Here is a 13,153-nt window from a genome sequence, read left to right on the forward strand (position 1 = left end):
CCGCAGCATTTTCATGCCCGGATGCACCCTGGAACCAGGCAAAGGGGCCGTCCCCCAGGCGGGAATCCCTAGGTGGGAATGATCCGGAAAAGGAACCTGGTGCGGACCATCACCCACAACAGGCCCAGGACCACGGCGTAGGCCGCGGTGTTGAGGAAGATGCTCTGCTGCTGGAGCGCCGGGATGTTTGTGACGACGGCGATCAGCACCACATGCATGATGAAGACATACAGCGTGGCGCGGCCCAGCGGAATCAGGAACCAGCCCAGGGCACGCTCCACCGGTTTCCAGTAAGCGCTGAGGAACGCGTAGGCGGCTACCACCAGGACCAGGACGTTGAACAGCCGGCCGGGCGCCAGGTAGGTCCGGCCGAAGAGTGCGTCATACATGGCGCGGTAGGAGGCGTCCGGCATGAGCGCCAGGCGGACGTCGTAGTTGTTGGCCAGGTACGGATTCCCCCAGGACAGGAAGGCCAGCGCAAACGCTGCCGCAGTGCAGGCCGCCACCACCCACGTGTGCGCCGACAACCACGCAACGATGCTGCGGCGGTAGTAGCCAACAACCAGGCCGAGGACGAAAAGCACCTGCCACACCAGTAGGGGAAACGAGTCCTCAAACTGGGATGGCAGGATCCTGAACCGGGTCACGGCGCCTACCGCGTACACGGCGAGCGTCGCCAGCAATACCCAGACGGCCTTGCCGCGGTTCAGCGCCGCAAGGATCAGCGGGCTGGCCAGCAGGAGCACCACGTACAGGCCCATGACGTTGAACTGCCAGGGACCGAACTGCAGCAGCACGATGGCCGGCAGCACCTGCGGCGGCACGGGGAACTGGAACAGCGACGACATGCCGGCGTAGAGGTCGTAGGTCCGGCCGGCACCGCCGTGTCCTGCGCCGCCGGTCCCCTGGTCCACGAACGTGGTCAGGGCCTCAGTGTGGAAGAACGGGAGCAGGGAAAGAAGGAAGACGCCGATCAGCACGGCCAGGGCGGTCACGTAGAGCTTCCCGGCCCGGCGGGAGGTCAGGTCCACCACCCGGCCGAAGTCCTCCTTGGCCTTGGGCCCGTACACCATGCCCACCACCAGGCCGGAGAACAGGACGAACAGCTCCGCGCCTGACACGAAGCCCACCGCCTCCTGGGTGAGCAGCTGGAACAGTGAGGCCATGCCCAGGTGGTTGACCACCACAAAGACAATGGCCAGTCCGCGCAGCAGGTCCACCCGCGAATCCCTGGTGGAAGGGTCCTGGTAGCTCCAGGACGTGGCGGTGCTGATCCGGCGGGGAACCTGCCACAGGGCCACCAGGAGGATGACCATGGCGGCACCAACGGTCCAGGGGGCGGCGCCGGAAAGCGTGTTGGCCCGCACGTAGGTGCCTGTGGACGCCACATCCGTGACAGGGCCGGTGACCATCGGCGATGCCTTCAGCCTGTCCAGGGCGGCCTTGGCAATATCCGGGCTTCCCGTGAGCAGCCAGCTGATGCTTGCCACGCCGGTATCCCGCGTGCTGGTCCGTTCGTCCCACACCACGGCGGCCGTCCCGGCGAAAGCGGGTGACGTGGCAGTGGCCACCACCTGGTCCCACCAGCCCGTCTTGATGTCCGCCTCGGGCGCCCCACCGGACGCAGGGCTGTAGAAGGCCGAAGTCTGGAGGAGGAAAGGCTTTTTGCGTCCCTCCACGTAGGTGCCGTAGAAGTTTTCGCCGCCGGAGGCCGTCAGCATCTCCTGGAGTTCGCCCGGACGCGGCGTCGTGTTGACGGCGGCCCCGCCGGCAGTGTCGTCGTGATAGGCGGTCAGGCCCACCCAGTCCACGGCGTCATCGCCCGGGTAGTAGGGGGCATAGGCGCTGTCGCTTCCGTTCCAGGTCCCGTCCCCGTTCGTATCCAGGAGGGAAAACCCGTCGCTTCCCGGCTCCGGGGCATTCCGGTTCCGTTCAAAGGGGTAGTCCTTGCCCAGGTAAGGCGCCCACACCATGGCGGCCCGGCCGCCGTCGTCCTTCTTGAAGGCTGCCGCCACGGCCTGGAAAGCCTGCCGGTACGTGGCCGGCTGCTGGCCCCAGGCCACCCAGCTGGCATTCATATCGGGGGCGAACCGGACCAGCAGTTGGCCCTTGAACCCCGATGTCAGGTCGCGGACCTGGGCTGCGAACGCTTCCGCCTCCGCGGGGCCGAGCTGGTCCAGGGGCACCGACGGCTTCACCGTGAGCAGGGCGTGGGCGCCTTTGGCTGCAGTTTGCTGCAGGAAGCCGTCGATGTCATTCCGCTCCGATTCGCGGTACGGAATGGTGATGTCGTGGCCGAAGACGGCGGGGCCGGCGCCCAGCCTGTCGCTGAAGCCCGCGGCCGTATCCTCACCCCACTCGAGGACCGCCCCCAGCCACGGCTTGCCCTTGTCCGGTGCAGCAGGCGCCGCGTGTGCCGGGCCTGCCGGGACCACCAGGGCCAGTAGGACGATGAACACCGCGGCGAAAAAGGCTGCGCTGGAACGCGGACGGTTCCGCGGGATGGCGGCGTGGTGGTGCGATACGTGTGCCCGCATGCTGACAAGGACCCCCCGGTACTCATTGCTCTGGATACGGGGCGGCGCCCCCGGTAAGAACTTTATCGGCCCATGGGCATAACCCGTGCCGTGACGCGGACGGCTCAATTACGGAACATGACGACGGCGGCGATGCGGCCGGGCGCGGCAGGTGTTACGTTTTTGGGGAGTAATGAGTACCGGCGCCAAGCCCTGACTTGCCGGTCGGCAACCCTCCCTTTCGCGGCGGGGTGCCTCAGGTGAATACTCGGCATATCGACCGATTCGAGCTGCAAGCGTGAGAGAAGGAGATCCGTCGTGTCCGACGCACCCGCCCCTGACGAAAGACTGTCCTACCGCCTGATTACGGGCGCGGACAACCGTGAATTCTGTGAGCGGATCTCCGCTGCACTCGCCGATGGCTACGTCCTGCACGGCAGCCCGGCGGCAACCTTCAACGGCACCACCGTCATCGTGGCGCAGGCAATCGTCCTTCCGGCCGCGATCGCTTCCGCCGACGCCGCCGTGGCCACCGCCGTGGACCAGCTCGATGCCGAATTTGAGGGCGAGTTCGACGGCGAGGGCCACGCATGAGCTACGCGGGAGACCTGACGCCGCAGGAAGCCTGGGCCAAGCTGGAGCAGGGCGCCATCCTGGTGGACGTCCGCACCGAGGGCGAATGGGCCCACATCGGCATCCCGGACACCAAGGCCACGGACAACGATCCCCTGTTCATCCAGTGGACCTTCCCCGGCGGCATCCCCAACCCGGACTTCGTCAAGGACCTCCAGGAGCAGGCGCCGGAGGATCCCCACGCGGAACTGCTGTTCCTGTGCCGGTCCGGCCAACGGTCCATCGCGGCCGCAACTGCCGCCACCCAGGCCGGCTTCACCGCCTACAGCGTGCTGGAGGGCTTCGAAGGCGAGCCCGACCGCTACGGCGAGCGGACCATCAATGGCTGGAAGAACCGCGGCCTCCCCACCAACCTCGGAAAGAACTAAGTGACCTTCAACCCAGACGCCCCCGGCTGGAACCCCGACACCCAGGCAGTCCGCGGAGGCCTGGACCGCTCCAACTTCCAGGAAACATCTGAGGCCATCTTCCTGAACTCAGGGTTCGTCTACGAATCCGCCGCGGCAGCTGAACGGGCCTTCACCGGCGAGGACGAGCGCTTTGTCTACTCCCGCTACGGCAACCCGTCCGTGGCCACCTTCCAGGAACGGCTCAGGCTCCTCGAAGGCACCGAAGCATGCTTCGCGACGGCGTCGGGCATGTCCGCCGTGTTCACCGCGCTGGGTGCCCTGCTGGCTGCGGGCGACCGGGTTGTGGCCGCCCGGTCACTGTTCGGTTCGTGCTTTGTGATCCTGAACGAGATCCTGCCACGTTGGGGTGTGGAGACGGTCTTCGTGGACGGCCCAGACCTGGACCAGTGGCGCGAAGCCCTGTCCAAGCCCACCACCGCCGTCTTCTTCGAGTCCCCGTCGAACCCCATGCAGGAGATCGTGGACATCGCGGCCGTCAGCGAACTGGCGCACGCGGCCGGGGCCACCGTGGTGGCGGACAACGTGTTCGCCACTCCCCTGCTGCAGCGCTGCGGGGACCTTGGCGCCGACGTGATCGTCTACTCCGGCACCAAGCACATCGACGGGCAGGGCCGGGTGATGGGCGGCGCCATCCTGGGCACCAAGGAATTCATCGACGGACCGGTGAAGCAGCTGATGCGGCACACCGGCCCCGCGCTTTCCGCTTTCAACGCCTGGGTCCTGACCAAGGGCCTGGAGACCATGGGCCTGCGCGTCAACCACTCCTCGGCGACCGCACTCCGGCTCGCAGAATGGCTGGAGGAACAGCCGGCGGTGAGCTGGGTGAAGTACCCGCTCCTGAAGTCGCACCCGCAGTACGGGCTGGCGGCAAAGCAGATGAGTGCAGGCGGCACTGTCCTTACCTTCGAGCTCGCTCCTTCCGGCGGACGCACGGGCAAGGAAGCGGCGTTCGCACTGCTGGACGGGCTGCGGATCATCGATATCTCCAATAACCTCGGTGATGCAAAGTCACTGATCACGCACCCCGCCACCACTACCCACCGCGCCATGGGCCCGGAGGGGCGGGCCGCCATCGGCCTGAGTGACGGCGTGGTCCGGCTCTCGGTGGGGCTTGAGGACCCGGAGGACCTCCTCCGCGACCTGGAACAGGCGCTGAAGCAGATCTAGCGGGGACGGGACCAGGTCCGCCTGGCCAAATACAGATGTCAGTGCCTCCTTGGATGATGTCGGTATGGGAACCAGCGGTGGTGTCGGGGTGGTGCTGGCGTCAATCGATGCCTCTGTTGCCGCCCTTGATTCGCTGAACCGTGAGGACTCTTTCCTTGCTGCCGGGGCGGGTGCTGGTGCCGGTATGGATATTGGTGCCGGTACGGATGTTTTGCAGCGGCGTTATGAGATCCGGCTGGAACGGCTAGAGCTTATGGCTCGGCTGGAGGCGCAGCTCGCTGCGACGAAAGCACGCGACGCTGCTGAGGCAGTGGAGTTCCAGCAAGCGATGACGCCGCCGGACGCCTCCGTCCAGGACCGCACTTACGCTGACATGTCGGTGGTGGAGGAAATCGCCGGAGTCCTGACCATCAGCTCCACAGCCGCGGGCGCCCTTGTGGAGCAGTCACGGCGCATCTGTTCCCTGCCGCCGGTGTTCGATGCACTGTCCGCCGGGGACATGTCCTGGCAGCACGCCCGCATCATTGCCGACGAAACCGAAGGCCTCACCACTGAGGGCGCGCTGAAGCTGGTGGCGCATTTCTTCGACCCGGCCGCACCCCAGCCCGCCCGCGGCGCCGCCCCCGGCGAGCTCGCACCGTCACGGTTCCGAGCCAAGGTCCGTGGCTGGCGGGAACGCCACCATCCGGAATCAATCGAGAAGCGCCATGTAAAAGGGGTAGCTGACCGGCGGATGGAATACACCCCCGACAAGGACGGCATGGCCTGGATCTCCCTCTACCTCCCCGCGGACACCGCCTGCGCCATCTGGAACCGGACCACCGCCACCGCCCGCGGACTCCACGTCCCCGACGAAGAGCGCACCCTCACCCAACTCCGCCCCGACATCGCCGCATCCCTGCTTCTCGGCGCCGGGAACACCACACAGACCGGGAAACCCTCCGAGGCCGGGAAGGTGCCCACCCCGCGGGCCGACGTCCTGGTCACTGTGCCGGTGTTCTCCCTCCTCGGAGCGACCGACGAACCGGCAATGCTGGACGGCTTCGGACCAATCCCGGCGTCCATGGCGCGGAAACTTGTCGCCGACGGGGCGGAATCGTTCTACCGGATCCTGATCGACCCCCGCGACGGCGCACCACTGGAGATCGGCCGGAAAAACTACCGGCTCACCGAAACCATCAAACGCTGGATCAGGATGCGCGATACCAAGTGCACCTTCCGGGGCTGCACCAACCGCACCCCCGACAACGAAACCGACCACCTACAAGCCTGGCAACACGGCGGTACCACCGGAACCAGTAACTTGGCCCAACTCTGCCCCAAACACCACCGGCTCAAACACCACAGCCAATGGACACCGGACCCGGCCAACAAGAATGAACCACCCGGCTGGACCTCACCAACAGGCAGGCACTACAACCCAGAACACCAGGACTCAGAACCAACCCACTGGCCCGAGGGCATCCTGCCAACACAACGAAGCCCGCTGGAACAGGTCCTTCTACAGCGCCTCGCTACCTAGCACCTGCTTCGCTGCGGGTCTCTACACCTGCCGTTCTACAAGACACCTGAGGTTCTACAAGTCTGCTCCTGGCGGCTCTTGCCCCGTCAGGCCTGCCGGACGCGCAGCAGCTCGGGCGTGGCCGCCACGTCCGCAAGGTCCAGCGCATCACGCATGGTCAGGTGGACGGCCTGCCGGACCACCGCGCCGAACCCCATGTCCTCCGGCGGCTGCCCCGCCAGGGCCTTGTCACGGGCGCGGCGCTGTTCAGCGGACCCTGTCCCGCGGGCGATGATGTCCTCCACACCCTGGCGGGCCAATGCGAGCTCGCCCTGTTCGTCAAGGACGGGGGCCAGGTAATCCACCAGGGAACGCACCACATCCGCAGCCGGCGCCGGCCGGAAGTTGCCAAAGTCCAGCAGTTCGCCGCTCAACCCGGCGCTGCTGGCCTGCCAGGACGCCATCCGCAGCAGGACGGTGGGAACGGGCGCAGGGTCCACGTCGTCCCGCCACTCCCGGCTGGCGGATTCCACCAGTGCCCGGACCAGCACGGCGATGAGTGCGGCGTCCCCGGCACGGAGGCATACGTCCGCCACCCGCACCTCCACCGTGGGGTGGTTGCGGGAGAGCCGCGCGTCGAAATAGAGCATGCCCTCGTCGAGCATGACACCGCTGTCCAGCAGCCGGGTCACCACCCGGCGGTAGGCAGGGTACGTTCCGTAGATGCCGGCCGGGCCGGCTGTGGGCCAGCGGTTCCAGGCCTGGGTGCGGTAGCTTTCGAAGCCGGTGGGGACGCCGTTCCAGAACGGCGAGTTCGCGCTCAGCGCCGTGAGGACAGCCAGCTTGTCGCGGATGCGGTCCAGAACCGCCACCCCTTCCTCCGGCGATTCGATGAAGGTGTGGACGTGGAAACCGCAGGTGAGCTGTTCCTGGGCGGTGAGGCCGAAGCGCTCCAGCATCCTGGCATAGCGCGGGTCAGGTGTGGTGTGGCTGGGCGATGCCACGGGTGAGGTGGCCAGCGCCGCCACCCTGGCTCCGTGCTTCCGGGCTGCCTGGTCGGCCAGCGCCCGGCCTGCCCGGATCTGCTCCAGCAGGCCGCCGTACTCCCGGCACGGCCGGGTCTGCGTCTCGATCTGCTCAAGCTTGAGCTCGGCACTCAGGCCCATCTCGTCGTCGTAATCCGCCTGGCTGCCGGCATGGCGGCCATCCAGGTCCACGGGAAGATCGTCTGCTGCCACGCGGTGGCTGGCGAGGAGGGCGTCGGCCAGGGCAAGCGGCTCCCCGGACTCCGGATCAACGATCAGGAGTTCTTCCTCTACGCCAAATGTACGCATACGAATATTCTGCGGCAGCGGGCGGGCATTGGAACCGTGGCCCGCCGTTCATGACGAAGCGTGAATGGGTCAGTCCTGGAAGTACTCCACCTTGGCGCCGATGGTGTTCAGCCGCTCCGCGAGGTCCTCGTAACCACGCTCGATCACATAGATGTTCCGCAGCTCGGACACACCCCGCGCTGCGAGCATGGCCAGCAGGAGGCAGGCGGCAGGCCGGAGCGCGGGCGGGCAGCCCACCTCGGCGGCACGCCACTTGGTGGGTCCGTTGACGTAGATCCGGTGCGGGTCCAGGAGCTGCACCTGCGCGCCGAGCCGGTTCAGCTCCGTCAGGTAGATGGCGCGGTTCTCGTACACCCAGTCGTGGATCATGGTCTGGCCGTGGGCGTTCGCAGCAATGACGGCGAAAAAAGGCAGGTTGTCGATATTCAGCCCGGGGAACGGCATGGGGTGGATCTTGTCCTCGGGGGCACGCAGCTCGGAGGGTTTGGTGGTCACGTCCACCAGGCGGGTGCGGCCGTTGCGGGCCATGTACTCGCCCGAAATTTCCAGCTTCTGCCCCATCTGTCCCAGGGTGGCCAGTTCGATCTCCATGAATTCGATGGGCACCCGGCGCACCGTGACCTCGGAGTTGGTGACGATGCCGGCCGTGATGAGGCTCATCGCCTCGATGGGATCCTCGGAGGGGAAGTACTCGATCTCGGCGTCGATTTCCGGCTGCCCGGTGATCTTCAACGTGGTGGTGCCCACGCCTTCAATGGTGACGCCGAGCATCTGCAGGTAGAAGCACAGGTCCTGCACCATGTAGTTGGGGCTGGCGTTGCGGATCACGGTTGTTCCGGCGCGGTGCGCCGCGGCCATGATCGCATTTTCGGTGACGGTGTCCCCGCGTTCGGTGAGGACGAAGGAGCGGTCCCTGGTATCGGCGGGCGGCGCCTGCACGGTGTAGAAACCTGCGGTGGCCTCCACTGACAGGTCGAACTCGCGCAGTGCCTGCATGTGGGGCTCCACGGTCCGGGTGCCCAGGTCGCAGCCGCCGGCGTAGGGAAGCCGGTACTCACGGGACTCATCCAGCAGGGGGCCCAGCAGCATGATGACACTGCGGGTCCGGCGTGCCGCGTCCACGTCCATGGCATCCAGGTCCAGGACGGCAGGCCGGCGCAGGCGGAGATCCGTGTCATTGAGCCAGGTGCACTCGACACCGATGCTGCTAAGGACCTCGACGATGCGGTTGACTTCCTCGATCCGGGCCAGGCGCCGGAGCACGGTGGTGCCCCTGTTGATCAGGCTGGCGCACAGCAGGGCGACGCCGGCGTTCTTGCTGCTGTTGACGTCGACGGCTCCGGAGAGGGTGCGGCCGCCTTCCACCCGCAGGTGGGTCATCTGCGGCTTGGCCACGTTCACGATGCTGCGGTCAAAGATGTTTTCCAGCCGCTGGATCATTTTCAGGCTCAGGTTCTGCTTGCCCTGTTCCATCCGGGCCACGGCGCTCTGGCTGGTGCCAAGTTCGGCGGCCAGCTGCCCCTGGGTCCACCCTTTCTCGCTCCGGGCGTCCCTCAGCATGGCGGCAACGTGTTCAGCGGTCTCCTGGGTCATACCGCGAATATATCATAAATGAGTTATCTAGCCTTTGCGGTAGCTACCCACGGGCGCAGAAGGGGGCTCCAGGAGGGCGGTACCCATTCGGTGCGATAGGGAGCCCCGCCTGTCCCCCGAGCGGGTGGCTTAACTCCCCAGCCACACCATATTCCAGGTACCGGCCGTAACAGCTGCGAAAAGGGCGAGTCCGGCCACCAGGACGCCGCCTGCCACCACCCAGAGGTCCAGCGGGCTGAAGGTGGACACCCGGGCCCAGGTCCGCCGGCCGCCGCCGAAACCCCTCGCCTCCATGGTGACGGCGAGCCTCGATGCACGGCGGATGGCCTGGACCAGCAGCCCGAAACTTTGCCCCAGCGTCGCCGTCACCCGCTGCCCCAGGCTGCCCCGGGCCCCTACGCCGCGGGCACGCCGCGCCATCCCGATGGTCTGCCATTCCTCGGCCATGAGCCCCACCAAACGCATCGCAGCCAGGGTTCCCAGGACGAACCGGTGCGGCAGGCGCGCCTTCTGCGCGAGCGCATCGGCGAGGTCGGTGGGATCGGTGCAGCTCATCAGGAGCACCGCCGGGAGGGCGATCGCAAAACCGCGCAGCAGGAATCCGATGCCGAGCTGGAGGGAACCCTCGCTCATGGTCCAGATGCCGGCGTCGAGCAGGATCCTGCCGCTGTCCGGTGCCAGGATGGCGGTGCTCCAGCCCCCGACGGCAGCGGCGAGGATCAGCGGCCAGCCACGCTGCCACAGCAGGGACAAAGTGAGGCCGGCCAGGGGAAACAACAGAAGTTCGAACACCAGGGCCACGGACGCGGACACCCAGTCGATGGACAGCGCCAGGACGGCCGTGATGAGCAGGACGGCCGCGAACTTGCTCAAAGGGTTGGCGCGGGCAAGAAGGGCGTGGTTGCCGCTCAAGGTGAGTTGCTGCCTCATGGCGCCACCGCTTCCGCCACGGCCATCCGCAGTTCCGCCCCGCCCAGCGCCTCCGTGAATTCGGCATCATGGGTCACGGCTACGACCGCGGTGCCGCCATCAAGGAGCTCGGACAGGAACGATGCCAGCTCGGCCCAGGTATTGGCATCCTGGCCGAACGTGGGCTCGTCCAGGATCAGCACCTGGGGGCTGGCGGCCAGGACGGTGGCCACGGACAACCGGCGCTTCTCACCGCCGGAGAGCGTATAGGGGTTGGCGTCCACCAGCTGGGTAAGGCGCAGCCGCTCCAGCAGTTCCTCAACCCGGTCCTCGCCGTGCCCCAGGTGCCGCGGGCCGAAGAGCAGCTCGTCAAGGACCTTTCCGGTGACGAACTGGTGCTCCGGCTCCTGGAACACCGTGCCCACCCGCGAAATCAGCTGCTCGGCCTTCCACTTGTACGGATCGATGCCGGCGCCGCGGCTGAGGTCCAGCGTGGCGGACACCTTTCCGGCCACCGGCTCAAGCAGCCCTGCGAGGGTCAGCGCGAACGTGGACTTGCCGGCACCGTTGGCGCCGGTGATGGCAAGGGCCTGCCCGGCACGGACCTGCGCGGCCACGCCCTCCTGAACCGGGACCGGCGGGATCTTCCGGAAGCCTTTGCGGCGGGGGCGTTCGCGGGAGACGCCCAGCTGCTCTGCGGCCAGCAGGAGGCTGCCTGCACCGGGAGCCGGGACGGCGGCGCGGGCGCGTGTGGCCGGCACATACCCGGGCACCCACACGCCGGCAGCGGCCAGCATGGTCCGCGCCTCCGTAAGGACGCGGTCCGGCGGCCCGTCCAGGAGCACTGCAGGATCCGCGGCGGAGCCGGGCTGCAGGACCACGATCCGGTCCACGAGGTCCTTCCAGACGGACACCCGGTGCTCCACCACCACCAGCGTCGCCCCGGTTTTGTCCAGGGAGCGGGCCACGGCGTCGCGGACCTCCAGCACGCCGTCCGGGTCCAGGTTGGCGGTGGGCTCGTCCAGCAGGATCAGTCCGGGACGCATTGCCAGGATGCCCGCCAGCGCCAGGCGCTGCTTTTGGCCGCCGGAGAGGGCCGACGTCGGGTGGTCCAGCGGGAGGTGGGCGAGCCCGACGTCGGCAAGGGCCTCGTGAACGCGCGGCCAGATGGCGTCGCGGGGCACCGCAAGGTTTTCGGCGCCGAAGGCGACGTCGTCCCCCACCCGCGACAGGACCACCTGGGTCTCCGGGTCCTGCTGCATGAGACCGGCGCGGCCGCGCCGTGCCCGTGGCGGGGCTCCGTCCACCAGCAGCGAACCGGACTCGTCGGCGTCGCCTGCCTCGCCGTCGTCGTTGATGTCTCCCAGGACGCCGGCCAGGGCGTGCAGCAGCGTGGACTTCCCGGCGCCGGAAGGCCCCAGCAGGAGCACCCGCTCCCCGGGGGCGATGTCCAGGTCAAGGCCGTGGACGGCGGGCTTGGCCCTTCCGGCGTGCCGCCATCCCCAGCCGCGGGCGGCGATGGCGGCAGGCCGGACCGTGCCGGAGGCGTCCTGGGAGGGTGCCATCAGGAGAAGACGGGCTCCGTGGCAGCCTTGCGGGACGCGAAGGAGCTCAGCACGCCGGTGCGGGCCAGGCCGCGGGTGGCAAGCCAGGACAAAGCGCCCGCAAGGATGGCCCCGGAAAGGGTGGTCAGCACGATGTAGGCGAGCTTGTCCGCGCCGGAGTAGGCAATGTTCCAGCCCCACGGGGCAAACGAGTCATTCAGGCCGCAGAAGAACCCTGCCGCGGCGCCGGCCAGCAGCGATACAGGCAGGTTGAACTTGCGGTAGACGAAGATCGCGAAAATGATTTCCGCGCCCAGGCCCTGGATGAAACCCGAGAACAGGACCGAGGCGCCGTACTGGGAACCCATCAGCAGTTCGCCGGTGGCGGCTACGGTCTCGCAGAACAGGGCGGCTCCGGGCTTGCGGATGATGAGCATGCCCAGCACCCCGGGAATCATCCAGCCGCCCGCCAGCAGTCCGGTCAGGGGCGGGTAGGCGGCGTTCATGGGGGCGGACAGTGCGGCGGCCCCCTGATCCCATGCCCAGAAGATGACGCCGCCCGCGATGGCCACCAGGGCGGCGACGACGATGTCCACGACGCGCCAGGACTTACTGGTGGTCTTCTTGATTGCTGCAGTACTCATGTGATCCTCCTGGGAAACAGGAGGGGAAAGTGGACCCGGCTGCCGGCCTGTGGCCGTGCATCCGCGACACTTTGAGAACTCGACTCCCTTGCGCCGGTACTAACCGGATCAGGTTCGAGGGTCTGCGGCTGTCCGCACTCTCAGCGCCCACCTGCGGTGCCCGGCCTGTGCCAGGATGCCCGACGGCGGCGCTCCCCTGTCGTTTTTAGTGTTGCTTTGTGGTTGGGTAACGCTGTTTATTTCGCCCAGTTGGGCGTGGTCAAGTTTACACCTGGCAGGAGTAGATTGAGGGCCATGACCGCCAATCCACCGGATGTGACCGGGTTCGATCCTGATTCTGGCGACGCCCAGCCGGAGGGCTCACTGGAGGCTCAGATTGCCCGGATTGAGGCGGAGGTCCGGGAGCTCCAGTTTCCCGGCTTCTCGCTGGACGATGCGTTGAACCTTGGCCTGCTCCTCGTTGAACTGGGCAAGGAGCGGTCGTTGCCCATCGCCATCGACATCGCCAAGGGTGAGCAGGTGCTGTTCCATGTCGCGCTTCCGGGCGCCACGCCTGACAACGGCCACTGGATCCGGGCCAAGCAGCGCACTGCCCTCCGGTACGAGGCGCCCTCCCTCCTGGTGGGACTGCGTGGCCGGCTGGGCGGCGGCCGGATCGAGGACAACGCCTGGTTCGACCAGTCCCGCTACGCGGCACACGGGGGCGCGTTTCCGATCCACGTCACGGGCGTTGGGGTGGTGGCTTCCGTGGCGGTGTCCGGACTGCCGCAGCTGCAGGACCACGAACTGGTGGTTGAGGCACTGCGCGACATCCTGGGGTCGGCGCTGGACGAGTAGCGCCGGCCAACCAGCCCTGGCTGACCAGGCGCAGCGGGACAAGCACCCGTACATGCCAGGCGGCA

11 protein-coding genes and 2 riboswitches are annotated in these 13,153 nt (G+C 67.4%); of the genes, 5 read left to right on the forward strand and 6 right to left on the reverse strand.

The features are described from left to right. Positions 1 to 68: 68 nt before the first annotated feature. Entirely contained in the window at positions 69 to 2,537 is a 2,469-nt protein-coding gene (gene opgC / locus MRBLMD1_RS17985; RefSeq protein ID WP_364402114.1) for an OpgC domain-containing protein, read from the reverse strand. 168 nt (positions 2,538 to 2,705) lie between these two features. Beyond that, positions 2,706 to 2,821: riboswitch (SAM riboswitch) on the forward strand. A 13-nt stretch (positions 2,822 to 2,834) separates the two neighbouring features. Between opgC and MRBLMD1_RS17990 the strand changes: the two genes are divergently transcribed. From MRBLMD1_RS17990 to MRBLMD1_RS18005, 4 genes are all read left to right on the forward strand, one after another. Then, positions 2,835 to 3,110 carry a DUF1737 domain-containing protein gene (locus tag MRBLMD1_RS17990; protein ID WP_224023471.1) on the forward strand — a complete coding sequence of 92 codons (276 nt, stop codon included), beginning with the start codon at positions 2,835 to 2,837 and terminating at the stop codon, positions 3,108 to 3,110. Then, the gene (locus tag MRBLMD1_RS17995; RefSeq protein WP_159630178.1) at positions 3,107 to 3,517 is read left to right on the forward strand and encodes a rhodanese-like domain-containing protein; all 411 of its coding nucleotides are present in this window, start codon (positions 3,107 to 3,109) and stop codon (positions 3,515 to 3,517) included. The genes MRBLMD1_RS17990 and MRBLMD1_RS17995 overlap by 4 nt, the downstream gene beginning before the upstream one ends. Further along, positions 3,518 to 4,726 (forward strand): O-succinylhomoserine sulfhydrylase, encoded by a 1,209-nt coding sequence (locus MRBLMD1_RS18000; RefSeq protein ID WP_307491895.1) that lies wholly within the window; start codon positions 3,518 to 3,520, stop codon positions 4,724 to 4,726. Positions 4,727 to 4,790: 64 nt separating this feature from the next. Further along, positions 4,791 to 6,248: an HNH endonuclease signature motif containing protein gene (locus MRBLMD1_RS18005; RefSeq protein WP_364402119.1), complete on the forward strand. Its 1,458-nt coding sequence runs from the start codon at positions 4,791 to 4,793 to the stop codon at positions 6,246 to 6,248. Between the two features lie 86 nt (positions 6,249 to 6,334). Here MRBLMD1_RS18005 and MRBLMD1_RS18010 read toward each other — a convergent pair whose 3' ends face one another. The 5 genes from MRBLMD1_RS18010 to MRBLMD1_RS18030 form a co-directional block, all read right to left on the reverse strand. After that, the gene (locus MRBLMD1_RS18010) at positions 6,335 to 7,561 is read right to left on the reverse strand and encodes a glutamate--cysteine ligase 2 (protein WP_364402121.1); all 1,227 of its coding nucleotides are present in this window, start codon (positions 7,559 to 7,561) and stop codon (positions 6,335 to 6,337) included. 69 nt (positions 7,562 to 7,630) lie between these two features. Beyond that, positions 7,631 to 9,154 carry a UDP-N-acetylglucosamine 1-carboxyvinyltransferase gene (locus MRBLMD1_RS18015; protein ID WP_364402124.1) on the reverse strand — a complete coding sequence of 508 codons (1,524 nt, stop codon included), beginning with the start codon at positions 9,152 to 9,154 and terminating at the stop codon, positions 7,631 to 7,633. 129 nt (positions 9,155 to 9,283) lie between these two features. Next, positions 9,284 to 10,084: an energy-coupling factor transporter transmembrane component T family protein gene (locus MRBLMD1_RS18020; protein ID WP_275180611.1), complete on the reverse strand. Its 801-nt coding sequence runs from the start codon at positions 10,082 to 10,084 to the stop codon at positions 9,284 to 9,286. Then, complete coding sequence (locus MRBLMD1_RS18025) at positions 10,081 to 11,628, reverse strand: ABC transporter ATP-binding protein (RefSeq protein WP_364402127.1); 1,548 nt, start codon at positions 11,626 to 11,628, stop codon at positions 10,081 to 10,083. The genes MRBLMD1_RS18020 and MRBLMD1_RS18025 overlap by 4 nt, the downstream gene beginning before the upstream one ends. Continuing rightward, positions 11,628 to 12,251, reverse strand: coding sequence for an ECF transporter S component (locus MRBLMD1_RS18030; RefSeq protein WP_018769981.1), 624 nt, complete (start codon positions 12,249 to 12,251; stop codon positions 11,628 to 11,630). Before MRBLMD1_RS18030 ends, MRBLMD1_RS18025 begins: the two co-directional genes overlap by 1 nt. A 67-nt stretch (positions 12,252 to 12,318) precedes the next feature. Beyond that, positions 12,319 to 12,459, reverse strand: a riboswitch (TPP riboswitch). Positions 12,460 to 12,545: 86 nt separating this feature from the next. On the opposite strand from MRBLMD1_RS18030, the gene MRBLMD1_RS18035 reads away from it, so the two are divergent. Next, positions 12,546 to 13,088, forward strand: coding sequence for a heme-degrading domain-containing protein (locus MRBLMD1_RS18035; protein ID WP_364402131.1), 543 nt, complete (start codon positions 12,546 to 12,548; stop codon positions 13,086 to 13,088). Positions 13,089 to 13,153: the final 65 nt, after the last annotated feature.

The organism is Pseudarthrobacter sp. LMD1-1-1.1 (assembly GCF_040676255.1).
In the GTDB taxonomy this organism is placed as follows: Bacteria; Actinomycetota; Actinomycetes; order Actinomycetales; family Micrococcaceae; genus Arthrobacter.